Here is a 20,891-nt window from a genome sequence, read left to right as displayed (position 1 = left end):
CGCATGCCGGTAGATCAAGGACCGCTGTCCGACGCTCTTCAAAAGGCTCGGCAGTCCCTGAAGCTGTCCAACCCCAACCCCCGCGTCGGTTGCGTGATCCTCTCGGCCGATGGCCGGGAGATCGGGCGTGGCCATACCCAGCAAGCGGGGAGCCCACACGCCGAGGTAATGGCACTGCGCGATGCGGCGCAACGCGGCGAATCCACCCGGGGCGCGACGGCGTACGTCACCCTGGAGCCCTGCTCCCACCATGGCCGCACCCCGCCCTGCTGCGATGCGCTGATCGCGGCCGGCGTGGCCAAGGTAGTGGTGGCCACGGGAGACCCCAACCCCAAGGTGGCCGGGCAGGGTCTGGAGCGCCTGCGCGCCGCGGGCATCCAGGTCGAACTCATGCCGACCGACAGTGAAGCCGCCCGGGCATCGCGCGAACTGAACATCGGTTTCTTCAGCCGCATGATCCGCGGCACCCCCTGGGTGCGCATGAAGGCCGCCATGTCGCTGGACGGCGTGACCGCCCTGGGCAATGGTGTCAGCCAGTGGATCACCGGAGAAGCGGCCCGAGCAGACGGCCACGCCTGGCGCGCGCGCGCCTGCGCGGTGCTGACGGGCATCGGCACCGTGCTGGAGGACGACCCCATGCTGGACGTGCGGCAGGTGCCCACGCCCCGGCAACCCCATCTGGTGGTTGTCGACAGCAAGCTCGAAACCCCGCCCACCGCCCGCCTGTTCCAGGCCCCGGCGCAGGGCCACACGCGCAAGATCTTCATCTACTGCGCCGTCCCCGATGCCAGCCGTCAGGCCGCCCTGGAACAGGGGGGCGCCACCGTCATCGCCCTGCCCGGCCCCGGCGGCAAGGTCGATCTGGCGGCGATGTTGCGCGACCTGGCGGCCCGTGAGGTGAACGAACTGCACCTGGAGGCCGGCCACAAGCTCAATGGCTCCTTCATCCGCGAAGGTCTGGTCGACGAGTTCCTGCTGTATGTGGCACCCCAGATGCTCGGTGCCGGTGGATCGGGTCTGGCCAATTGGGGGCCCTTGCAATCGCTGGACCAGCGCCTGCCCCTGCGGTTCGCCTCGGTGGAGCCGGTGGGTGACGACCTGCGCATCCTGGCTCGGGTGCAGGGCCGGGACCATTTCCTGCACGCCTGAGGCCTGCAAACACCCGGCCTTTTGGCGCTACGCGCAGCGCCGGGCCAAACCCTGCGAAAATACGCGGATGTTTACCGGCATCATCACCGGTGTGGGCCGCATCGCCGACCTTCACCCCCTGGGCAGCTCTTTGGACCACGGCAGGCGCCTGACGATCGAGGCGCCACCGGGCTACCTCGACGACGTCGCCCTGGGCGACAGCATCGCCCACAACGGCGCCTGCATGACCGTCACGACCCTCGACGCCGCCGCCTCCCGCTTCACCATCGACGTCTCGGCGGAATCGCTCTCCAAGACCACCGGGCTGGCCGAAGCCGGTCACCGGGTCAATCTCGAAAAGGCTTTGCGGGCGAACGACCGGCTGGGCGGCCACATCGTGTCGGGCCACGTCGATGGCGTCGGGCAGGTCACCCATTTCGAGCGCGTGGGCGAGAGCTGGGAGCTGCGCGTGCTCGCGCCGCCGGCCCTGGCCAAATACCTCGCCTACAAAGGCTCGATCACGATCAATGGCGTGAGCCTGACCGTGAACCGCATCGAAGACCGCCCGGATGGCTGCGAGTTCAGCATCAACCTGATTCCGCACACCGTCCAGAACACCACCCTGGGCGACTTGCGCGCTGGCAGCGCAGTGAACCTGGAAATCGACACCGTGGCACGTTATGTCGAGCGCATGCTCGGCGCAGCGCCCTCCCAGAACTGACCCCCACCCAAGAAAGACCCCCATGTTTGGCGCAGACAAAGGCAGCACCAGCCTGCTCGACGGCAAGAAGCTCTCCATCGGCATCGTCCAGGCCCGCTTCAACGAAGGCATCACCAACGCGCTGTTCGAGGCGTGCCACGCCGAGCTGCTCGCGCTGGGCGTGCAGGAAAAGCACATCACCCGCGTGACGGTGCCAGGCGCCCTGGAGGTGCCCATCGCCCTGCAGGCCATGGCCGAGCAGGACGAGTACGACGCACTGATCGCGCTGGGTTGCATCATCCGCGGCGAGACCTACCACTTCGAACTGGTGGCCAACGAATCGGGCGCCGGCGTCAGCCGGGTGTCGCTGGACACCCACACCCCGATCGCCAACGCCATCCTCACCACCGAGAACCTGGAACAGGCCGTGGCCCGCCAGACCGAAAAGGGCCGCGATGCGGCGCGCGTGGCCGTCGAGATGGCCCATGTGCTGGAGCAGATCGGTTGAACCCCATGAACGACCAGAGCCCGACCAAGCCGCGCAAGGCAGCCGACAAATCGGCCCGCACCCGGGCGCGGGAGTTTGCGCTGCAGGCGCTCTACCAGCACCTCGTCGGCCGCAACACCGCCAGCGACATCGACAGCTTCACCCGCGACCTCTCGGGTTTCCACAAGTCCGACAGCGCCCACTACGACGCGCTGCTGCACGGCTGTGTTGAACAGGCCGAGGCGCTGGACGCCCTGGTGACGCCCCTGCTGGACCGGCCCATGGCCGAGATCTCGCCGATCGAGCACGGGGTGCTGTGGATCGGTGCATACGAGCTCCAGCACTGCCTGGACGTGCCGCTGCGCGTCGTGATCAACGAGTGCGTCGAACTGGCCAAGTCCTTCGGTGGCACCGATGGCCACAAGTACGTCAACGGTGTGCTCCACCAGCTCGGCGCCCGGCTGCGCCCGCTCGAAGCGGCTGCGGCACCGGCCGGCGCACGCAAGTCTTCCAAGGCGGAATGACGTTGCGCCCGGACCCTTTGCGCCTGTCCAGCCGTGCCCGGCGCGTCGAACCTTTCTATGTGATGGAACTGGCCAAGGCCGCGGCCGACATGGCGCGGCTGGCCCGCCCGGGTGACCGGCCGATGATCTACCTGAACATCGGCGAGCCGGATTTCACCGCGCCGCCCCCGGTGCAGGCGGCGGCCGAACGCGCGATCCGCGATGGCCGCAGCCAGTACACGCCAGCCACCGGCCTGCCCGCTCTGCGCGAGGCCATCAGCGGCTGGTACGCCAGCCGCTTTGGTCAGTACATCGACCCGGCCCGCATCGTGGTGACGGCCGGTGCGTCCGCCGCACTGCAGCTGGCCTGCCTGGCGCTGATCGAGGCCGGTGACGAGGTGCTGATGCCCGACCCGTGCTATCCCTGCAACCGCCAGTTCGTGCAGGCGGCCGAGGGCACGCCGGTGCTGATCCCGTCCGGCCCCGAAGACCGCTTCCAGCTCAGCGCCGACCACGTGGCCTCGGCCTGGGGTGAGGCCACGCGCGGCGTGCTGCTGGCCTCGCCGTCCAACCCAACCGGCACCTCCATCGCCCGCGCCGAGCTGGAGCGCATCGCCCGCTTCGTGCGCGAAAAGGGCGGCGTCACCCTGATCGACGAGATCTACCTGGGCCTGTCCTACGACGAGGCCTACGGCCACAGCGCGCTGGGACTGCCCGACGGTCTGGGCGACGAGGTGATCAGCGTCAACAGCTTCTCCAAGTACTTCAACATGACCGGCTGGCGCCTGGGCTGGCTGGTGCTGCCGCCCGCGCTGGTGCCGGCGGTGGAGCGGCTGGCCCAGAACCTCTTCATCTGCGCCAGCACGGTCGCCCAGCATGCGGCGCTGGCCTGCTTCGAACCCGAGAGCCTGGCGGAGTACGAACGCCGCCGCGCCGAGTTCAAGGCGCGGCGCGACTTCTTCATCCCCGCGCTCGACCGCCTGGGCCTGCCGGTCCCGGTGATGCCCGACGGTGCGTTCTACGCCTGGGCCGACGTGAAGGCGCTGTGCGAGCGCTGGAATCTGAAGGCGCCAGATGGCCGCCCGGAAGAAGGCGGCAGCTGGGCGCTGGCCTTCGAGCTGATGCGCCGCTGCCAGCTGGCCACCACACCCGGGCGCGACTTCGGCCTGGCCGATCCCGGCCGCTACCTGCGCTTCTCCACCGCCAATGCCCTGCCCCAGCTGCAGGAAGCGGTGCACCGGCTGGAGGCCGCGCTGTGAGCAACGATGTGTTCCACTGGCCGGTTCGGATTTACTGGGAAGACACCGATGCCGGAGGCATCGTGTTCTACGCCAACTACCTCAAGTTCTTCGAGCGCGCGCGCACCGAGTGGCTGCGCCACCTGGGTGTGGAGCAGCAGAAGCTGCGCGAGCAGGTGGGCGGCATGTTCGTGGTGACGGGCACGCAGCTGCGCTATCACCGCCCGGCGCGGCTCGACGATTTGCTCACTGTTACCGCCCGCGTGACGGAACCGGGCCGGGCCTCGCTCACAATCGAGCAGACCGCCTCGCTGCAGCCCGCCGACGGCTCGGCACCGATCCTGCTTTGCGAAGGCAGCATCCGCATCGGCTGGGTCGATGCGGTGCAGCTTCGACCCCAGCGCATCCCGGCGGCCGTGCTGCAGGCACTCGCACCCGGGAACCAATGACCCTCTGACCCGACTCCAAGTCTTCCATCGACATGTCCCAAGATCTTTCCATCGTCCAGTTGATGCTCAACGCGAGCTGGGTCGTGCAGGCCGTGGTGGTGCTGCTGGTCCTCGTGTCCGTGATCAGCTGGGCGGCCATCTTCCGCAAGGTGTTCACCCTCAAGCGCGTCAACCGCCACAACGAGGACTTCGAGAAAGAGTTCTGGTCGGGCACCAACCTGAACGACCTCTACTCGGCCGCGGCCCAGAGCGCGCGCCACGGCGGGCCGATGGAGCGCATCTTCGCCAGCGGCATGCGCGAGTACCACAAGCTGCGCGAGCGCCGCATCACCGACGCGGGCGCCCTGCTCGACGGTGCGCGCCGCGCCATGCGGGCGAGCTTCCAGCGCGAAATCGACGTGCTGGAAACCAACCTTTCCTTTCTGGGTACGGTCGGCTCGGTGGCCCCGTATGTGGGCCTGTTCGGCACAGTCTGGGGCATCATGCACGCCTTCACCGGCCTGGCCGCGCTGGCCCAGGTGACACTGGCCACGGTGGCGCCCGGCATCGCCGAGGCCCTGGTGGCGACCGCCATCGGCCTGTTCGCCGCGATTCCGGCGGTGGTGGCCTACAACCGCTTCGCGACCGACATCGACCGCGTCGCCAACCGCATGGAGACCTTCATGGAAGAGTTCTCCAACATCCTGCACCGCAACCTGGGCCAGCAGCCCAGCCAGGCCACGCCGTCGGGACACTGAACATGGCCGCTGTCTCATCGCGGGGCCGCACCCGCCGCACCAAGAACGAGATCAACATGGTCCCGTTCATCGACGTGATGCTGGTGCTGCTGATCATCTTCATGGTGACCGCGCCGCTCATCTCTCCCAGCCAGATCAGCCTGCCCAGCGTGGGCCAGGCCGATGCGCAGCCCAAGAGCTTCGTTCAGGTCGTGATCAGCAAGGACGAAACCATCCAGGTGCGCCTGGGCACGGCGAGCAAGGGCGGCCAGGGCATCAAGCTGCCGCAGCTGGCCGGCGAGGTCCGCAAGCTGCAGGGCACCGCAGCCGAAGCGGGCACCCCGGCCGACGCCGTGCCGGTGGTCATCAGCGCCGACAAGGACATCAAGTACGACACCGTGGTGAAGACCATGGACACGCTCAAGCGCGCGGGCGTCGACCGCGTGGGCCTGGCGGTCCAGGCCAGCCGCTGAACGCCCGGACATGCAGATCATCACCGACGCCATCGACTTCAAGCCGCCGCGCTCCGGCCGCTGGGGAACGCCGCTGGCGCTGGCCCTGGGCGCGCACGTGCTGCTGATGGCGGCCCTGACCTGGGGAGTGCACTGGAAACAGGACGAACCGCCAGTGGCGTTCGAAGCCGAGATCTGGTCGGCCCTGCCGCGCGAGGCCGCGCCCCGTGCGGTGGAGCCTCCCCCGCCGCCGCCACCCGAACCGGAGCCCCGGCCGGAGCCCAAACCCGAACCGAAGCCGGAACCCAAGCCCGAGCCACCACCGCCCCAGCCGGCGGTGAAGCAGCCGGACATCGCGACCGAGAAGGCCAAGCAGAAGAAGCTGGAAGAAGAGAAGCGGCGCGAGCTGGAAGAGGCCAAGAAGGAAAAAGCAGCCAAGGAGAAGGCCGAGCGCGAGAAGAAAGAAAAGGAACTGGCCGAGAAGAAGAAGGCCGACGACCTCAAGAAGAAGGAACTCGCCGAAAAGAAGAAAAAGCAGGACCAGGAGCGCAGGGAGGCCGAGCGCCGCCAGAACGAGCTGGCCGACAGGATGCGTCGCGACCAGATCGCCCGCATGATGGGCCAGGCGGGCGCCAGCGGCGGTCCCGAAGCCCGCGGCTCGGCCCAACAATCGAGCGGACCGTCGTCGGGCTACGCAGGCCGGGTCCGGGCCAAGGTCAGTCCCAACATCCGCTACACGGAGGATTTCCCGCGCTCCCTGCGCACCGAAATCGAGGTGCGCGCGCTGTCCGACGGCACCATCACCTCGCGGCGCGTGGTCGACAGCAGCGGCAACCCAGCCTGGGACGAGGCCGCCCTGAAGGCCATCGACCGGACCGGTTCTCTGCCACGCGATGTCGATGGCCGGGTTCCCTCGCCCATCATCATCGTGGTCCGCCCGACAGACTGACCCGCGTTCATGGCGGGGTCGCCGAGGCCTCTTCCGGCAACGACAGCCCCTGCAGCACCCGGTCCAGTTCGGTGGGGTCCACCGGCTTGTGCAGCACCGAAGCAAACAGCGTCTTGAGCAGGCCGGCATCGACCTCGTCGACATGACCACTCATCAGCACCACGGGCGGCGGCGCGCTGGTGGCCCGGATCCGCTGGGCCAGACCCACCCCGTCCAGACGCGGCATGGACTGGTCGGTCAGCACCACATCGAAGTGCTTGCCCGTCTGCGAGAACTGGCTCCAGGCCTCTTCGCCGTCGCGTGAGCGGGTGACCTGCCAGCCCTTGCGCTCCAGCAGCGCGGCCCAGGCGTGGCGCACCGACTGGTCGTCGTCCACAAACAGCAGCTGTCGCCCCTTGCCTGGCCCGCCCGGGGTGGTGACGGAGGCCACCGCTTCGTCGCGCCGGCTGGCGGGCAGACACAGCACAAAGCACGCACCCTCCGGGCTGTTGACCAGGCCCAGCGATCCATGGTGCCGGGCCATGATGCCCTGCGCCACCGAGAGACCCAGTCCGGTGCCCCTGCCCTTGGCCTTGGTGGTGAAGAAGGGGTCGAACACCCGGTCCACGTGCTCGGGCGGTATGCCCGGCCCATGATCGCGCACCCGCAGCACCAGATAGCGCCCGTCGGGGAGACCGGTGGCTCCGGCGGGCAGTTCGTGGCCACGCGTCGACGGCAGCTCGGCCGAGCTCAGCGTGAGATCGATCCGCCCCTGCCCTTTCATGGCATCGGCCGCGTTGATCAGCAGGTTCACCAGCACCTGCTGCAGCTGTGTGGGGTCGGCATCGACCTCGTCGTCGTCGACCTCGTAATGCACCACCAGCTCGCAGTCGCGGGTCAGGCCGGCAGAGACCATGACCTTCGTCTCCTCGATCAGCGCCGCCCAGTGCAGCCGCCGCAGCCGGGGTGCAGACTGCCGGCCGAAGGCCAGCAGCTGGCGCATCAACCCATCGGCGTATCGCGTCGACTTGAGTGCCTGCTGCAGGGCCTCGTGGCTCGGGTGCGCGCTGTCCAGGTCTTCGCTGGCCAGGCGGATCCAGCCCGTGATGGCCGCCAGCGAGTTGTTGAAATCGTGTGCGATGCCGCCGGTCAGCCGACCCAGCGCCTCGGTCTTCTGCGACTGCATGAGCTGCACCTGCAGGGCCTCCTGCTGCACATGCGCCTCGCGCTGCGCCTGGGCATCGGAGCGGACGCGGCCCAGCAGGGCATTCACGCCCTCGGCCAACTGGGTGAGTTCGTCGTCACCGCCCACCTGGACCTCGTGGCCCGCGGTGGGCCCGTCCACCGTGATGCGGTTCACATCGTGGTGCAGCTTCTGCAGGCGGCGCAGCACCAGACGATCCAGCAGCAGCACCAGCACCACACTGGCGAGCAAACCGGCCAGCGCCGACAGCCCCATGCCCTTCCAGGTCAGTACCCGGCCCTGCTCCTCAAGGGAACGGTCCAGCGTGAGCACCAGTTCCGCGACCGGCCGGCCCTGGTGGTCCTTCAGCACCGCGTGCAGGTCGGCGTGCCGGTTGTCGACCGGCTCGAGGTGCAGGTCCCGTCCGCGATGGTCGGGCGCGTCGAACGACAGGGTCGCCGGCGTCATCAACACCTCGGAAAAACGCGCCAGCTCGGCCTGGTCGAAACGGCGCACCATGACGATGGCCCCGACCGCGGGCTCCCCGCGGACGCCGGGCTTTTGCACCGAGGCCGCGGCCACCAGGTCCAGCTGGCCATCGGCGACGCGCAGGGTCTGGAGCGAGTGCAGAGGGTCGGGGGACGCCAGCACCTCCCGGGCCAGGGGCCTGATCGACTCGATCCGCACATCGGGCACCACCACCTTGCGGCCCTGCTCGTCCACGGTGACGCTGGAGACCAGCCGGCCCTTTGCGTCGAACACCGCCACTTCGGAGATGCGCAGATACCCCAGGTTGCCCACGTCGAAGTTGTCGTCCATGAACTCGGGTTTGCGCCCCTGCAGGAAGTCGACCGCGTCCACCCACTGCGCGTAGTCGCGCGCGGTGGCGCTGAGGGCCTGCACCTGCTGGTCGAGCACCCGCCGTGCCCGCTCTCCTTCGCGCTGGGCACGCTCGGCTTCGAGCTGGGCGAACGATTCGCCAACAATGTATCGGGCGCCCAGCATGGCCGAGCCGGCGGCGAGCCCGACGATGGCAAAGACCAGCGCCCAGGCCTTGTATTGCAGTTTCATGGTTGTCGAAGTCATCGACCCGACCCGCGCCGACTTGAACGACGAGACCCGCCTCAGCGTGACAGGATTGGCAAATCCCTGGGGCGTTTTGCCACGACCAGATGGCAGCGGTCAGTCGAACACGATCTCGGCGCGCCGCTCGTGGGCCTGCGCCATCCAGCTGGCCAGCGCCGCATCGGTGGGGAAAAACAGCGCCCGGTCGTCCAGCTGCAGCTCGCAGCGCGCGCCGGCGCGCTCGATCATCAGCCGCACCCCCAGCCCACGGACCAGTTCGCCCTGCTCGGTGTCTTCGCGCCGGGGCGGGAAGTCCCGCACCAGCTGGGCAATGGCCGGTGCGTGGCCGTTGACCGCCACGCGCAGGTACTTGCCGAAACGACAGCGGGCGGCCGCCAGGTCCCAGATCTGCTGGATCTTCAGCCGCAACCCGCCGGAGAAGCGGTCCGGCTGCACGGTCGCCTGTACGACCAGCAGCTCGTCGTCCTTGAGCAGGTGGCGGTACTGGTTGATCAGGTGCTCGTCGGCACTGACCTCCAGCACGCCGCTCTTGTCGTCGAGCTTGAAGAAGGCGAGCTTGCCGCGCTGTCCGTTGATGACGCGGAAGTCCGAGACGATGCCGGCCAGGATCACCGGGTCGCGGCTTTCCTTCACGTCGGCCAGCGGCGTGCGCGCGAAGCGCCGCACCTCGCGCTCGACCTCGTCGAACAGGTGGCCCGAGAAGTAGAACCCGATGGCGGTCTTCTCGTGCGTCAGCCGCTCCTTCACACCCCAGGGCGTGGTGGTCTCGTAGGCCGGCTCCTGCGTGCTGGAACCATGGTCGTCGCCGCCCAGCATGTCGAACAGCCCGCCCTGGTGGGCGTTGGCCTGGGTGGCCGCAGCGTACTCGAAGGCCACGTCCAGCGAGGCCAGCAGCTCGGCCCGGTTGAGGTTGAGCGCATCGAAGGCCCCCGCCTTGATCAGCGCCTCCACCGTGCGCTTGTTGATGCGCTGGCGGTCCACCCGCAGGCAGAAATTGAACAGGCTGGTGAACGGGCCTTTTTCGTCGCCGTTCGGGCCTTCGCCGCGCCCTTCGCGCGCCGCGACGATGGCTTCGATCGCCTGCTGGCCCGTGCCCTTGACGGCTCCCAGGCCGTAGCGGATGAGCTTGTCGGTGACCGGCTCGAAACGGTAGCCGCCGCGGTTCACGTCGGGCGGCTCGAAGGCCATGCCCATCTTGCGCGCGTCCTCCCACAACACCTTGAGCTTGTCGGTGTCGTCCATTTCCACGGTCATGTTGCCGCAGAAGAACTCGGCCGTGTAGTGCACCTTGAGCCAGGCCGTGTGGTAGGCCAGCAGCGAGTAAGCGGCGGCGTGCGACTTGTTGAAACCGTAGCCGGCGAACTTCTCCATCAGGTCGAAGACCTCGTCGGCCTTCTGTTCGCTGATGCCCTTCTCGGCCGCGCCCTTGCGGAAGATCAGGCGGTGCTCGGCCATCTCCTCGGGTTTCTTCTTGCCCATGGCCCGGCGCAGCATGTCGGCGCCGCCCAGCGAGTAGCCGCCCAGCACCTGGGCGGTCTGCATCACCTGCTCCTGGTAGACCATGATCCCGTAGGTCTCGGCCAGCACCGGCTCCACCAGGGGGTGCGGGTACTCGACCACCTCGCGCCCGTGCTTGCGCGCCACGAAGCTGGGGATCAGGTCCATCGGGCCTGGGCGGTAGAGCGCGTTCAGGGCGATCAGGTCTTCCAGCCGGCTGGGTTTGGCGTCGCGCAGCATGCCCTGCATGCCGCGGCTTTCAAACTGGAACACGGCCTCGGTCTGGCCCTTGGAGAACAGCGCGTACACGGCCTTGTCGTCCAGTGGCACGTCCTCGAAGCGGAAGTTCTCCTGGCCCTTGTGGCGCTTCATGATGAACTCGCGCGCGATCTCCAGGATGGTCAGCGTGGCCAGGCCCAGGAAGTCGAACTTCACCAGGCCGATGGCTTCCACATCGTCCTTGTCGTACTGGCTCACCGCCGATTCGCTGCCCGGCTGCTGGTAGAGCGGGCAGAAGTCGGTCAGCTTGCCCGGCGCGATCAGCACGCCACCGGCGTGCATGCCGATGTTGCGGGTCATGCCCTCGAGCTTCTGCGCCAGCTCGATCAGGGTCCTGACGTCCTCTTCCTTCTCGATGCGCTCCGCCAGGATGGGCTCCATCTCGATGGCGTAGTTGTTTTTGTCGCCCTCCTTCTTTGGGTTGGGCGGGTACTGCAGCGTCACGCTCATCCCCGGCTTGTTGGGGATGAGCTTTGAGATGCCGTCGCAGAAGCCGTAGGAGAAGTCGAGCACCCGGCCCACGTCGCGGATGGCCGCGCGCGCGGCCATGGTGCCGAAGGTGGCGATCTGGCTCACCGCGTCCTTGCCGTAGCGGTCCTTCACGTAGTCGATCACCCGGTCGCGATTGGACTGGCAGAAGTCGATGTCGAAGTCGGGCATGGAGACCCGCTCCGGGTTCAGGAAGCGCTCGAACAGCAGGTTGTACTGCAGCGGGTCGAGGTCGGTGATGAGCAGCGCGTAGGCCACCAGCGAACCGGCCCCGGAACCCCGGCCCGGCCCCACCGGGCAGCCGTTTTCCTTGGCCCACTTGATGAAGTCCGACACGATCAGGAAGTAGCCCGGAAACCCCATCTTCAGGATGGTGTTGAGCTCGAACTCCAGCCGCTCGACGTAGCGCGGGCGCTGCTCCTCGCGCTTGGCCTCGTCGGGGAAGAGGTGCTTCAGACGCCCTTCCAGTCCCTCGTAGGACACGTGGCGGAAGTACTCCTCCACCGACATGATGCGGCCGTCCACCGGCGGGATCGGAAAGTTCGGCAGCTGCGGCTTGCCCAGCACCAGGGTCAGGTTGCAGCGCTTGGCAATCTCCAGCGTGTTGGCGATGGCCGAGGGGATGTCGGCGAACAGCGCTTCCATCTGCGCCGACGACTTGAAGTACTGCTCGCGTGTGAAACGGCGCACACGCCGGTTGTTGGCCAGGATCTCGCCCTCGGCGATGCAGACGCGCGCCTCGTGCGCCTCGTAGTCGTCCTCGGCCAGGAACTGCACCGGGTGCGTGGCCACCACCGGCAGGTGCAGGCGCGCGGCGAGCTGCACCGCGGCGATCACATGGCGCTCGTCGTCGGCACGGCCCGCGCGCTGCAGCTCGATGTAGAACCGGTGCGGGAACAGGCTGGCCAGCTGCAGCGCCAGGTCGGCGGCGCGCTGCGCATCGCCCTGCACCAGCGCCTGCCCCACGGGGCCGGCTTGCGCGCCGGAGAGCATCAGCAGGCCGGCGTTGAGTTCCTCCAGCCATTCGCGCTGCACCACCGCGCCGGCCCGGCCGTCGCTGCGCGTCCAGGCGCGGGCGAGCAGCTCGCTGAGGTTGAGGTAGCCCTGCTTGTCCTGCACCAGCAGGATCACGCGCGGCGCCGGCGGCTGGTGGGCACCGGGCATGGCACCCGGCGTTTCGTCGGTGAAGCCGGCCAGCGACACCTCGGCCCCCAGCACCGGCTTGACGCCGGCCCCGCGGGCGGCCTTGTAGAACTTGACCGCACCGAACAGGTTGTTGAGGTCGGTGATCGCCAGCGCGGGCTGGCCGTCGGCCTGCGCCGCGGCCACAGCGTCGTCGATGCGGTTGGTGCCGTCGACGACGGAAAACTCGGTGTGCAGGCGCAGGTGGATGAACATCGGTGCAAACGGCCCGCGGGTGGCGGGCGGAAAAAATCAGGGCGCCTTGTCGGCGTTGTGCGCCTTCCAGGCGCGGATGGCGTCGGCGATGGTGGCCTTGTCCTCGCCGGCCAGCGCGTGGCGGCGCCAGAGGAATTCGCCCAGGAACATCAGGCCGATCAGCGGGCCGCCCAGCAGGTAGGCGAAGGTCGACCAGACCGGCGTGGGTGCCCACAGGAACAGCGCCACCGACACCAGGGCCATGACCAGGAAAAACAGGCTCCAGGCGATGGTGACCCCGCGGGTGTAGACCAGTTGCCGGGCCGACAGCACCCCGCCGTGGACCAGCCGCGCCATCTGGGTCACCAGCGACTCGCCCGGCCCCCGCAGGGTGCGGCCGAACACCACCGCCATCAATATATAGACGCCGGTCTGGTCCAGGAAGAACAGCAGCGGCACGCGGGCGGTGAGCCAGGGCCAGGCGCCGACCAGCAGCGCCGCCATCAGGGCCAGTCCCGTCAGGCCCTGCCAGCGCGCCGGCAGGCTCCACAGGCCCAGCGCCAGGGCCGTGCACACAGGCGCCAGCGCCAGCGCCGCCCCCCAGCCGGAGGGTTCGCTCTGTCCGGCCGCAATGTGCGAGGCGACGGCCCAGGCCACCGCCACCAGGGCCGCTGCCACGCCTTTGACCCAGGGCCACACGGTAGAGGCCGCCGGCGGAGGCAGTTCGGTCGTCGAAGGGGGCATGGGGTGGGGGGTGCGCGCCAACAGGCGCCATAGAAACGGACCTGTGATTTTACCGGGGGGTGGTGTGTCCGCGGCCCCGGGTCGGCTCCCTACAATGCCGGCCACCACCCCATCCACCGACCGATCACCGTGCCCATTCCTCCGCTTCGCGTCCGTGCCTTCACCGCCGTGTCGGCCCTGGGCGACGGCCGGGCGGCGATGCGGGACGCCATCGCGCAGGGCCGCGGCGGCCTGCGCCCACTCGGACCCCATGACTTTGGCGCCGCCCCGATGGCCGAGCCCCTGAACACCTGGGTCGGCCGCGTCGACGGGCTGGACCAGCCCTTGCCGGCGCGATGGGCGCATTGGGACTGCCGCAACAACCGGCTGGCCTGGCGGGGTTTGCTGGCGGACGGCTTTGCGGATGAAGTCGGCGCCGCGGTGCAGCGCCACGGCGCCGGCCGGGTGGCCCTGGTGCTCGGCTCGTCCACCGCCAGTATTGGTGCCACCGAGGACGCCTACCAGGCGCTCGACGCCACCGGCGTGTTCCCGCCCCAACCCGACAACCCTACGTTGCACACCTTGCATTCGCTCACCGGTTTTGTGCAGGAGGCGCTGGGCCTGCAGGGGCCGGCGCTCACGGTGTCCACCGCCTGCTCGTCCAGCGCCAAGGCCTTTGCCGCCGCGGAGCGCCTGATCCGCCTGGGGCTGGCCGACGCGGCGGTCGTGGGCGGGGTCGACAGCCTGTGCGGCAGCGTGCTGTTCGGCTTCCATGCGCTGCAGCTGGTCTCGCCCGAACCCTGCCGGCCCTTCGACGAGGCGCGCCGGGGCATCAGCATCGGCGAAGCCGCGGCCTTTGCCCTGCTCGAACGCGGCGCCGGTGGCCTGCAGCTGCTGGGCCACGGCGAGTCCAGCGACGCCCACCATCTGTCCGCCCCCGACCCCGACGGCGCGGGTGCCGAGGCCGCGCTGGACCAGGCGCTGGCCCGCGCGGGGCTGGGCACCGGCGACATCGGCTTCGTGCACCTGCACGGCACCGCCACGCCCAAGAACGACGAGGTCGAGGCGCGGCTGATCGGGCGGCGCTTTTCCCCTGGCACACCGGTCAGCTCCACCAAGGGCATGACCGGCCACACGCTGGGCGCGGCCGGCGCCCTGGGCGCGGTCTTCAGCCTGCTGGCGCTGGAGCACGGCCTGCTGCCCGGCACGGTGAACACCCGCGACCCCGAGGCGGGCCTCCAGGGCCGGCTGCTGCTGGCACCGCGGGAACAGCGGGTGCGCGCAGTGGCCAGCCACGCATTTGCCTTCGGCGGCAGCAACTGCGTGCTGGTGTTCGGTCGCGCCGACGGAGCGGATTCATGAGCCGGTTCAGCGCCAACATCGACGGCCTCGCGCTCTGGTCACCCACCCTGCCGGGCTGGACGGTCGCACGTTCCGCGCTGCGGGGCGAGGCCGCTCCGGCGGACCCGCCGCTGCCGATTCCACCGCCCAGCCAGCTGCCACCGGCCGAGCGGCGCCGGGCACCGCAGACCGTGGCGCTGGCGCTGGCAGCCGCCCACGAAGCGGTGGCCGCCTGTGGCCACGACCCCGCGCAACTGCTCGCGGTGTTTGCCTCGGCCCACGGCGACCTGCCCGTGATCGACGAGCTGTGCCGCACCCTGGTGCACACGCCCACCCTGGTGTCGCCCACCCGGTTCCTGCACTCGATCCACAACGCGCCGGCCGGGTTCTGGAGCATGCTCACCCGCAACAGCCAGAGCAACACCGCGGTCAGCGGCGCCGCGCACAGCTTCGCCCACGGCCTGCTGGAAGCGCTGGTGCAGTGCCAGGCCGAGCAGCGGCCGGTGCTGTACGTGGCCTACGACACCGCCGCCGTCGGCGCCCTGACCAACACCACCCGCAGCCAGGGCGCACTGGCCGTGGCGCTGGTGCTGGCGCCGCAGGCCGGGCCGGCCCGCACCGCGCGGCTGGACTGGCAACTGCGCCCCGGCGCCACCGAGGCGCCGGCCGCCCGCAGCCCCGCCGCGCAGGCGCTGGGCCGCAACGCCATGGCGCCCGCCCTGCCCCTGTTCGAGGCCCTGGCCGCCGCGCAACCGGCGCGGCTGGTCTGGCCGCTGTCGGCCCACCAGTCGCTGGACCTGCTCATCGCCCCCTGAACCCCTCGGTTTCCCCGTTCCGCAGGCCGCCACAACGAAGCAATGCGGCGATACTGCCGCCATGAATCCGCAACACCCTCCCCGCGACGTCGTCATCCTCGGTGGTGGACTGGCCGGCCTGACGCTGGCCCTGCAGCTGCGCCAGCGCGAGCCCGACCTGGACCTCCTGGTGCTGGAGCGCCGCGCAGGCCCGGCGCCCGAAGCCGCCCACAAGGTGGGTGAATCGACGGTCGAGGTCGGTGCGCACTACTTCGACAAGGTCGTGGGGCTGGGCGATCACCTGCGCGAGCGCCACCTGCGCAAGTTCGGTTTCCGCTTCTTCTTCTCCGAAGGCCGGCGCGACCTGGACCAGGTGACCGAGATCGGCGCCAGCCGCCACCTCTCCGTGCCCAGCTACCAGATCGACCGCGGCATCTTCGAGAACTTCCTGGTCGAAGAGGCCCGCCGCCGCGGCATCGAGGTGATCGAGGGCTCCATGGTGCGGCAGATCCACCTGGCCGAGTCGTCCGCCGACCCGGCCGCCCTGCACCGGGTGGGCTACTCGCTGGGCACATCGCCACACGAGGTGGACAGCCGCTGGGTGGTCGACGCCTGCGGTCGCGCCGGCCTGATCAAGCGCAAGCTCGGTCTGGCGGAGCCGAACAACCACGCCGCCCACGCGATCTGGTTCCGGATCAAGGACCGCATCGAGATCGACCGCTGGACCGACAACGCCGAGTGGCGCGGGCGCTGCGACCCGCCGGCGCGCTGGCTCTCGACCAACCACCTGGTCGGTGCGGGCTACTGGGTCTGGCTGATCCCGCTGTCTTCGGGCTCGCACTCGGTCGGCATCGTGGCCGACCCGGCCATCCACCCGCTGGACACCATGGACACCTTCGAGAAGGCCATGGACTGGTTCCAGACCTACCAGCCGCTGCTGTTCGACGAGCTGGACGGCAAGCGCCACCTGCTGCAGGACTTCGCCTTCTTCAAGCGCTTCTCCTACGGCTGCAAGCAGGTCTATTCGGCCGACCGCTGGGCGCTGACCGGCGAGGCCGGGCTGTTCCTCGACCCCTTCTATTCACCAGGCAGCGACTTCATCGCCATCAGCAACACCTACATCACCGAGCTGGTCAGCATGGACCGGCGCGGCGAGCGCCTGGGCGCGCGGGTGCAGGTGTTCGACCAGCTGCTGCACTCGTTCTACGAGAGCACGCTGGCGCTCTACCAGGACCAGTACCCGATCTTCGGCGACCCCGAGGTGCTGCCGGTCAAGGTGATCTGGGACTACACCTACTACTGGGGCGTGCTGGCGCAGTTCGTCTTCCACGACCGGCTGGCCGACCTGTCGTCGCTGGCCGCACTGCGCACCGAGCTGGCCCAGTGCCAGGCGCTCAACCGAGCGGTGCAGGACTTCCTGCGCGCCTGGTCGGTGGTCAGCGAGAAGCGCAACCCCGCGGTGATGCTGGACCAGGCCACCCTGCCCTGGTTCGCCGAACTCAACCGCAGCCTCAACGACACGCCGGACGCCGCCGGCTTCGTGGCCCGCATCCGTGCGTCCAACGCCCAGTTGCACACGCTGGCCGGGCAGATCCTCGGTCGCGCCCTGGCCGACCATCCGGGGCTCGACACCGGCGCGCTGGGCCGGCTGGTGGCGCCCGACCCGGCCGCCAATGACCCGGCCCGCGCCCTGCTGCCGGGCCGGCTGCCCGAGCCGGTCGGCTGAGGGCGACGGACTATGATGCGGGGCTTCCGCCGGCACCCGCCCGGCGGCTTCCGCATTGCATTCCGAATCCCACGCCATGAACACACCGGTCCCGGGCAGCGTCAGCGCCCCTTCCTGCGATGTGCTGGTCATCGGCGGCGGCCCGGCCGGCTCCACGGTGGCCAGCCTGCTCGCCGAAAAAGGCCACCAGGTGGTGCTGCTCGAAAAGGCCCACCACCCGCGCTTTCACATCGGTGAATCGCTGCTGCCCGCCAACCTGCCGCTGTTCGAACAGATGGGCATTGCCGACGAGATCAAGGCCATCGGCATGCACAAGCCGGGTGCGGAGTTCGTCTCCATGGAGCACGGCCGCGCCCAGACCTTCTATTTCGCCGACGCCTGGGACAAGTCCATGCCCGCCGCCTACCAGGTGCGGCGCGCCGACTTCGACCACATCCTGTTCCGCCATGCGCGCAACAAGGGCGCTTTGGCGCTGGAGGGCGTCAAGGTCACCGGGGTTGAATTCCTGGACGGCGGCGGCGCCCATGTCAGCGCCATGGACGCGGATGACCAGGCGGTGCGCTGGCGCGCGCGCTTTGTGGTCGACGCCTCCGGGCGCGACACCTTCCTGGCCAACCGCTTCCGCATCAAGCACCGCAACCCGCGCCACAACAGCTCGGCCCTCTACGCCCACTTCCACGGCGCCGACCGCGGTGAAGGAGAGGAAGAAGGCAACATCCGCATCTTCTGGTTCGCGCACGGCTGGTTCTGGTTCATCCCGCTGACCAACGGCACCACCAGTATCGGCATGGTCACCTGGCCGTACCACATGAAGTCCAAGGGCTCGCGCAGCCTGCAGGAGTTCATGATGGACAACATCGCCACCTGCCCGCCGCTGGCCGAGCGCCTGTCCATGGCCACGCAGGTGAGCCCGGTGGAAGCCACCGGCAACTTCTCTTACGTCTCCGAACGCAACCACGGCCAGAGCTACCTGATGCTCGGCGACGCCTATGCCTTCATCGACCCGGTGTTCTCCTCGGGTGTCTGGCTCGCCATGCACAGCGCGGTGGTGGGCGCCGACACCATCGACACCTGCCTGCGCCAGCCGCAGCGGGCCGCAGCCGCGCTCAAGCGTTTCGACCGGGTGATGCGCCACGGGCCCAAGGAGTTCTCCTGGTTCATCTACCGCGTCACCAACCCGATCATGCGCGACTTCCTGATGGGTCCCAAGAACGTGTTCCGCGTCAAGGAAGCCATCCTGTCGGTGCTGGCGGGCGATGTGTTCGGCAAGACCCCGATCTGGCGCTCGATCCTCATATTCAAGGCGATGTACTACATCGCCAACATCACCCAACCCCGACGCGCGTTCAGGGCCTGGCAGCGGCGCCGCTTCAACATCCGCAAGGTGGACGACCCCGCCATGTACAACGCATGAAGACCCTGCTCCGCCTCGCGTCCGCACCGGGCATGGCCGGCCTGCTCCTGGGCCTGGGTGCCGCCGCCCCGGCGCAGGGCGCGGAAGACAAGCCGCTGTGGGAAGCCGGCGCCGGTGTGGCGGCGGTGAGCTTTCCGGCCTACCGCGGCTCGGACCAGCGCCAGGCCTTCGTGCTGCCCACCCCCTACTTCGTCTACCGCGGCGAGTTCCTCAAGGCCGACCGCGACGGCGTGCGCGCCGAGCTGTTCGATTCCGACCGCGCCGAGCTGACGGTCTCGGCCGCGTTGTCGCCGCCGGCGTCGAGCGAGGACATCCGGGCACGAGCCGGCATGCCCGACCTGCGCGCCAACTTCGAGGTCGGCCCGCAGCTGAACCTGACCCTGTGGCAGACCGAGGGCAAGGCGCGCCAGCTCAAGCTGCTGCTGCCGCTGCGCGCCGCCTACACGCTGGAACGCAACCCGAAGAGCCTGGGCTGGGTGCTGCACCCCAAGCTCAACCTGGATCTCACCGACCTGTCCGGTCTGCCGGGCTGGAACGTCGGCCTGCAGGCCGGCCCGCTGTTCGGCGACCGCAAGCAACACCAGTACTTCTACGGCGTCGATGCCGCCTACGCCACCGCCGACCGCGCGGCCTACCGGGCCAGCGCCGGCTTCGCCGGCATGCAGTACCTGGTGGGCGTGTCCAAGCGCTTCGGCAACCAGTGGGTGGGCGCCTTCCTGCGCTACGACAGCCTGCGCGGCGCGGCGTTCGAGGCCAGCCCGCTGGTGCGCACGCGAAACTACGTGGCCGGCGGTGTGGCGGTGTCCTGGGTGCTGGGCGAATCGAGCGAGCGCGTACCGGTCGATGAATGACACGCTGCGGCCACGCGGTCCGCTCTGGACCCTGTACGAGCACCTGGCCATGCACCTCGGCCTGGGGGCCCTGGCGCTGCTCTGCCTGACCTGGCTGCCCTTTGCCATGCTGCTGCACCCGCTGCTGCCGCGGCCCGTGGGCCAGCGGCTGGGCCGGCGCGTGATCGCGGCGGGTTTCCGCTTCTACCTGGGCCTGCTGCAGCGGCTGTGCGCCTGCCGCTTCGACCTGTCCGAGATCGAGGGCCTGCGCCATGAGCGCGGACTGGTCATCGCCGCCAACCACCCCTCCCTGCTCGACGCGGTGATCATCGTCTCGCAGCTGCCTGATGCGATCTGCGTGATGAAGGCCAGCCTGATGGACAACCCGCTGTTCGGCTCGGCCGCCCGGCTGGCGCGCTATGTGCGCAACGACGGCATCCTGCAGATCATCGCGGGGGGGTGCGAAGCGCTGCAGCAGGGCACCCACCTGGTGCTGTTCCCCGAGGGCAGCCGCACCGTGCACTTCCCGGTCGACCCGCTGCAGCCCACCACGGGCATGATCGCCCGCCGCGCCGGTGTCCCGGTGCAGACCGTGCTGCTGGACTTTTCCACCGCCTATCTGGGCAAGGCCTGGCCGCTGCTGCGCCCGCCGGTGCTGCCGCTGACCGTGAAGGCCCGCCTGGGCCGGCGCTTCGACGCCCCCACCGACCACATGGCCTTCACCACCGAGCTGGAGGCCTATTTCCGCCGCGAGGTCCAAGCGCCCGCCGCCCCAACCGCATGACCGCTTCTCCTTCGAGCACCCACCTGGTCCTGATCCCCAGCTACAACCCCGGCCCGGGCGTGCTGGACACCGTGCGCCAGGCCCGCGCGCAATGGACACCCGTGTGGGTCGTCGTCGACGGCAGCACCGACGGCACCGACCGGCTGCTGCAGGCCGAAGCCGCCCGCGACCCCGGGCTGCGCGTCATCGTGCTACCCCACAACCAGGGCAAGGGTTCGGCCGTGCTCGCCGGCATCGAACAGGCCGCGCGTGAGGGCTTCACCCACGCACTGACCATGGACTCCGACGGCCAGCACCCGGCCGACCTGATCCCCACCTTCATGGCCGCCTCGCAGCGCGACCCGGGCGCGATGGTGCTCGGCAAGCCGGTGTTCGGTCCCGAGGCGCCGGCCCTGCGCGTCAACGGCCGCAAGGTCTCCAACGGCTGGGCCAACCTGGAGACGCTGTGGATGGGCGTGGGCGATTCGCTCTACGGCTTTCGCGTCTACCCCATCGCGCCACTGGCGAAGATCATGCGCGGCAACCGCTTCATGCGCCGCTTCGACTTCGACCCCGAGGCCGTGGTGCGGCTGTGCTGGGCCGGCGTGCGGCCGGTCAACATCGATGCGCCGGTGCGCTACCTCAGCGCCGAAGAAGGCGGCGTCTCCCATTTCAAATACCTGCGCGACAACACCCTGCTGACCTGGATGCACACCCGCCTCTTCATCGGCTTCGTGCTGCGGCTGCCCCTGCTGGTCTGGCGGCGTCTTTTTGGATCGGATCACTGA

Annotated in this window: 19 protein-coding genes; 16 read left to right on the top strand and 3 right to left on the bottom strand. The window is 69.3% G+C overall.

From position 1 onward, the window contains the following. The first annotated feature begins 3 nt into the window (after positions 1 to 3). The 9 genes from ribD to tolA all read left to right on the top strand — a co-directional run bounded on the left by ribD (position 4) and on the right by tolA (position 6,622). On the top strand, positions 4 to 1,149 hold the full coding sequence (gene ribD / locus BC358_RS20205; protein ID WP_079367213.1) for a bifunctional diaminohydroxyphosphoribosylaminopyrimidine deaminase/5-amino-6-(5-phosphoribosylamino)uracil reductase RibD: 1,146 nt from the start codon (positions 4 to 6) through the stop codon (positions 1,147 to 1,149). Positions 1,150 to 1,216: 67 nt separating this feature from the next. Then, on the top strand, positions 1,217 to 1,849 hold the full coding sequence (locus tag BC358_RS20200; RefSeq protein ID WP_066158405.1) for a riboflavin synthase: 633 nt from the start codon (positions 1,217 to 1,219) through the stop codon (positions 1,847 to 1,849). A gap of 22 nt (positions 1,850 to 1,871) precedes the next feature. After that, positions 1,872 to 2,336: a 6,7-dimethyl-8-ribityllumazine synthase gene (gene ribH, locus BC358_RS20195; protein WP_079367212.1), complete on the top strand. Its 465-nt coding sequence runs from the start codon at positions 1,872 to 1,874 to the stop codon at positions 2,334 to 2,336. Positions 2,337 to 2,341: 5 nt separating this feature from the next. Continuing rightward, positions 2,342 to 2,839 (top strand): transcription antitermination factor NusB, encoded by a 498-nt coding sequence (nusB, locus tag BC358_RS20190; protein WP_079367211.1) that lies wholly within the window; start codon positions 2,342 to 2,344, stop codon positions 2,837 to 2,839. Between the two features lie 17 nt (positions 2,840 to 2,856). Then, the gene (locus BC358_RS20185) at positions 2,857 to 4,077 is read left to right on the top strand and encodes a pyridoxal phosphate-dependent aminotransferase (protein ID WP_079367293.1); all 1,221 of its coding nucleotides are present in this window, start codon (positions 2,857 to 2,859) and stop codon (positions 4,075 to 4,077) included. Further along, entirely contained in the window at positions 4,074 to 4,505 is a 432-nt protein-coding gene (gene ybgC / locus BC358_RS20180) for a tol-pal system-associated acyl-CoA thioesterase (RefSeq protein ID WP_127804963.1), read from the top strand. Before BC358_RS20185 ends, ybgC begins: the two co-directional genes overlap by 4 nt. 32 nt (positions 4,506 to 4,537) lie before the next feature. Further along, positions 4,538 to 5,242 carry a protein TolQ gene (gene tolQ, locus BC358_RS20175; RefSeq protein WP_079367210.1) on the top strand — a complete coding sequence of 235 codons (705 nt, stop codon included), beginning with the start codon at positions 4,538 to 4,540 and terminating at the stop codon, positions 5,240 to 5,242. A gap of 2 nt (positions 5,243 to 5,244) precedes the next feature. Then, positions 5,245 to 5,694 carry a biopolymer transporter ExbD gene (locus tag BC358_RS20170; protein ID WP_066158396.1) on the top strand — a complete coding sequence of 150 codons (450 nt, stop codon included), beginning with the start codon at positions 5,245 to 5,247 and terminating at the stop codon, positions 5,692 to 5,694. A gap of 10 nt (positions 5,695 to 5,704) precedes the next feature. Continuing rightward, positions 5,705 to 6,622, top strand: a complete 918-nt coding sequence (gene tolA, locus BC358_RS20165) for a cell envelope integrity protein TolA (RefSeq protein WP_066158393.1) — start codon at positions 5,705 to 5,707, stop codon at positions 6,620 to 6,622. Between the two features lie 7 nt (positions 6,623 to 6,629). Here the strand turns inward: tolA and BC358_RS20160 are convergent, their stop codons facing one another. From BC358_RS20160 to BC358_RS20150, 3 genes are all read right to left on the bottom strand, one after another. Beyond that, positions 6,630 to 8,855, bottom strand: a complete 2,226-nt coding sequence (locus BC358_RS20160; protein WP_179130108.1) for an ATP-binding protein — start codon at positions 8,853 to 8,855, stop codon at positions 6,630 to 6,632. Positions 8,856 to 8,966: 111 nt separating this feature from the next. Then, positions 8,967 to 12,533, bottom strand: coding sequence for a DNA polymerase III subunit alpha (gene dnaE / locus BC358_RS20155; RefSeq protein WP_079367208.1), 3,567 nt, complete (start codon positions 12,531 to 12,533; stop codon positions 8,967 to 8,969). 36 nt (positions 12,534 to 12,569) lie between these two features. Then, on the bottom strand, positions 12,570 to 13,256 hold the full coding sequence (locus BC358_RS20150) for a hypothetical protein (protein WP_079367207.1): 687 nt from the start codon (positions 13,254 to 13,256) through the stop codon (positions 12,570 to 12,572). Between the two features lie 135 nt (positions 13,257 to 13,391). On the opposite strand from BC358_RS20150, the gene BC358_RS20145 reads away from it, so the two are divergent. The 7 genes from BC358_RS20145 to BC358_RS20115 all read left to right on the top strand — a co-directional run bounded on the left by BC358_RS20145 (position 13,392) and on the right by BC358_RS20115 (position 20,891). Beyond that, positions 13,392 to 14,597, top strand: coding sequence for a beta-ketoacyl-ACP synthase (locus BC358_RS20145; RefSeq protein WP_079367291.1), 1,206 nt, complete (start codon positions 13,392 to 13,394; stop codon positions 14,595 to 14,597). Continuing rightward, on the top strand, positions 14,594 to 15,391 hold the full coding sequence (locus BC358_RS20140; RefSeq protein ID WP_079367206.1) for a beta-ketoacyl synthase chain length factor: 798 nt from the start codon (positions 14,594 to 14,596) through the stop codon (positions 15,389 to 15,391). The genes BC358_RS20145 and BC358_RS20140 overlap by 4 nt, the downstream gene beginning before the upstream one ends. A 61-nt stretch (positions 15,392 to 15,452) precedes the next feature. Beyond that, positions 15,453 to 17,096 carry an NAD(P)/FAD-dependent oxidoreductase gene (locus tag BC358_RS20135; RefSeq protein ID WP_079367205.1) on the top strand — a complete coding sequence of 548 codons (1,644 nt, stop codon included), beginning with the start codon at positions 15,453 to 15,455 and terminating at the stop codon, positions 17,094 to 17,096. 76 nt (positions 17,097 to 17,172) lie between these two features. Further along, a complete protein-coding gene (locus BC358_RS20130; protein WP_079367204.1) occupies positions 17,173 to 18,510 on the top strand; it encodes an NAD(P)/FAD-dependent oxidoreductase in 1,338 nt (445 codons plus the stop codon). After that, positions 18,507 to 19,361, top strand: coding sequence for a MipA/OmpV family protein (locus tag BC358_RS20125; protein WP_079367203.1), 855 nt, complete (start codon positions 18,507 to 18,509; stop codon positions 19,359 to 19,361). The genes BC358_RS20130 and BC358_RS20125 overlap by 4 nt, the downstream gene beginning before the upstream one ends. Continuing rightward, positions 19,354 to 20,124 carry a 1-acyl-sn-glycerol-3-phosphate acyltransferase gene (locus tag BC358_RS20120; RefSeq protein WP_079367202.1) on the top strand — a complete coding sequence of 257 codons (771 nt, stop codon included), beginning with the start codon at positions 19,354 to 19,356 and terminating at the stop codon, positions 20,122 to 20,124. The genes BC358_RS20125 and BC358_RS20120 overlap by 8 nt, the downstream gene beginning before the upstream one ends. Continuing rightward, positions 20,121 to 20,891, top strand: a complete 771-nt coding sequence (locus BC358_RS20115; RefSeq protein ID WP_079367201.1) for a glycosyltransferase family 2 protein — start codon at positions 20,121 to 20,123, stop codon at positions 20,889 to 20,891. The genes BC358_RS20120 and BC358_RS20115 overlap by 4 nt, the downstream gene beginning before the upstream one ends.

The sequence above is a fragment of the Hydrogenophaga sp. H7 genome, assembly GCF_002025745.1.
GTDB lineage: Bacteria > Pseudomonadota > Gammaproteobacteria > Burkholderiales > Burkholderiaceae_C > Hydrogenophaga > Hydrogenophaga pseudoflava.
This window is presented reverse-complemented; position numbering and strand designations above follow the sequence as displayed.

What these genes read in the sequence shown, in the direction of transcription:
- BC358_RS20115 (WP_079367201.1), top strand. Translation starts at nt 20,121, where the DNA reads ATGACCGCTTCTCCTTCGAGCACCCACCTGGTCCTGATCCCCAGCTAC.
- BC358_RS20200 (WP_066158405.1), top strand. Translation starts at nt 1,217, where the DNA reads ATGTTTACCGGCATCATCACCGGTGTGGGCCGCATCGCCGACCTTCAC.
- BC358_RS20150 (WP_079367207.1), bottom strand. Translation starts at nt 13,256, where the DNA reads ATGCCCCCTTCGACGACCGAACTGCCTCCGCCGGCGGCCTCTACCGTG.
- tolQ (WP_079367210.1), top strand. Translation starts at nt 4,538, where the DNA reads ATGTCCCAAGATCTTTCCATCGTCCAGTTGATGCTCAACGCGAGCTGG.
- ribH (WP_079367212.1), top strand. Translation starts at nt 1,872, where the DNA reads ATGTTTGGCGCAGACAAAGGCAGCACCAGCCTGCTCGACGGCAAGAAG.
- ribD (WP_079367213.1), top strand. Translation starts at nt 4, where the DNA reads ATGCCGGTAGATCAAGGACCGCTGTCCGACGCTCTTCAAAAGGCTCGG.
- BC358_RS20160 (WP_179130108.1), bottom strand. Translation starts at nt 8,855, where the DNA reads ATGAAACTGCAATACAAGGCCTGGGCGCTGGTCTTTGCCATCGTCGGG.
- dnaE (WP_079367208.1), bottom strand. Translation starts at nt 12,533, where the DNA reads ATGTTCATCCACCTGCGCCTGCACACCGAGTTTTCCGTCGTCGACGGC.
- nusB (WP_079367211.1), top strand. Translation starts at nt 2,342, where the DNA reads ATGAACGACCAGAGCCCGACCAAGCCGCGCAAGGCAGCCGACAAATCG.
- BC358_RS20130 (WP_079367204.1), top strand. Translation starts at nt 17,173, where the DNA reads ATGAACACACCGGTCCCGGGCAGCGTCAGCGCCCCTTCCTGCGATGTG.
- BC358_RS20170 (WP_066158396.1), top strand. Translation starts at nt 5,245, where the DNA reads ATGGCCGCTGTCTCATCGCGGGGCCGCACCCGCCGCACCAAGAACGAG.
- BC358_RS20135 (WP_079367205.1), top strand. Translation starts at nt 15,453, where the DNA reads ATGAATCCGCAACACCCTCCCCGCGACGTCGTCATCCTCGGTGGTGGA.
- tolA (WP_066158393.1), top strand. Translation starts at nt 5,705, where the DNA reads ATGCAGATCATCACCGACGCCATCGACTTCAAGCCGCCGCGCTCCGGC.
- BC358_RS20125 (WP_079367203.1), top strand. Translation starts at nt 18,507, where the DNA reads ATGAAGACCCTGCTCCGCCTCGCGTCCGCACCGGGCATGGCCGGCCTG.
- BC358_RS20120 (WP_079367202.1), top strand. Translation starts at nt 19,354, where the DNA reads ATGAATGACACGCTGCGGCCACGCGGTCCGCTCTGGACCCTGTACGAG.
- BC358_RS20140 (WP_079367206.1), top strand. Translation starts at nt 14,594, where the DNA reads ATGAGCCGGTTCAGCGCCAACATCGACGGCCTCGCGCTCTGGTCACCC.